1 protein-coding gene and 1 pseudogene are annotated in these 1,530 nt (G+C 45.7%); both read right to left on the bottom strand.

Going from position 1 to position 1,530, the window contains the following annotated elements:
* Positions 1-852 (bottom strand): class II fructose-bisphosphate aldolase (gene fba / locus V7D75_RS12490; RefSeq protein WP_333614813.1); only part of this gene is annotated, 852 nt, incomplete at its 3' end.
* A 467-nt stretch (positions 853-1,319) separates the two neighbouring features.
* Positions 1,320-1,530: pseudogene (locus tag V7D75_RS12485) on the bottom strand (hypothetical protein); the annotation flags it as partial.

Below are 1,530 nucleotides of genomic sequence, written 5' to 3'. Positions count from 1 at the left end.
TGATGCCAAACGTAAATCGGTATCGATATTGACTTTACGGACGCCATGTTTGATCGCTTCAACGATTTGCTCAACCGGCACACCATAAGTTTCCCCGATATCACCGCCGTTTTCATTGATAACTTTGAGCCATTCTTGCGGCACTGAAGACGAACCATGCATCACCAAATGGGTATTCGGGATACGCGCATGAATCTCTTTGACGCGCTCAATCGATAAAATATCGCCTGTCGGTGGACGAGTAAATTTATACGCGCCATGACTGGTACCAATGGCAATGGCTAGCGCATCGACATTGGTGTCTTTGACAAACTGCTCGGCTTCATCAGCACTGGTCAATAGCTGCTCATGATCCAATACGCCTTCTGCACCTGAGCCGTCTTCTTCACCTGCCATGCCGGTCTCAAGGCTACCTAAGCAACCAATTTCCCCTTCGACAGAAACGCCGCACGCGTGGGCCATTTTCACCACTTCGCGGGTCACGCTGGCATTATAATCATAATCCATTGGCGTTTTTCCATCTTCACCGAGCGAGCCGTCCATCATCACCGATGAAAAACCAAGCTGAATTGAGCGCTGGCAAATAGCAGGTGACATGCCATGGTCTTGATGCATCACCACCGGAATATGCGGCCATTCTTCAATCGCAGCAATAATCAGATGACGTAAAAATGCTGACCCTGCATAACTGCGCGCGCCCGCACTGGCTTGCACGATGACAGGTGAATCACAAGCGTCGGCCGCCATCATGATGGCACGCATCTGCTCTAAGTTATTGACGTTAAAGGCAGGGACACCATAGCTGTGCTCAGCGGCATGATCCAAAAGTTGACGTAAAGATATTAAGGCCATAAAACGCTCTCTGATTAGATTTTAAAATAAATACTTGTAACTATTAGGTGAGTACAAGTGTTCTATCCTCGCTGCAAGGTAAGTAAATCGACAAACAGCACTATAGAACGGTTGGGAAAATGCAGGATTTTTACTAGCAATTATCACGCGCAGATTATAGCAAATTTTGCCCACGCTTCGTAGCGGTTGAGCGACTATTTATTAGGCTCACATTATTAGGCTCGATTAAGCTTGCGGTTTTATTGAACATACCGATTGTATTGAGGTTACAGCTTTGGTTTAATTGATGAATGATGCTATTGCATACTTTACTTTTAGCAATGCATAAAACGCAAAAAGCCTTGGTCATCACCAAAGCTTTTTAGTATTTCGAGGCTTATAAGACCGCTATTGATTATAGCGCTATGCATGCAAGTCAATTATTAAAATCAAATAACTTGAATGAATCATAACTGCTTAGCAATCAATTAGTACTGTTGTTCTGCTTCTACTGCGTTTTCACTGGCTTTCTCTTCAACAGCAGAGGCACCATCAGCAACCACGCCAGCAGTAGCGGAAACGGCTTCATTTGCGCCAACTACAACTGCTTCACCAGTATTTTCTATCGCGTCAGTCGCAGCAGCCCCAGCTGTCTCAGCACCATCAGCAACTTCGGTGCCAGCGTTTTGGGCAGCAACT

Source organism: Psychrobacter sp., assembly GCF_036731945.1.
GTDB lineage: Bacteria > Pseudomonadota > Gammaproteobacteria > Pseudomonadales > Moraxellaceae > Psychrobacter.
This window is presented reverse-complemented; position numbering and strand designations above follow the sequence as displayed.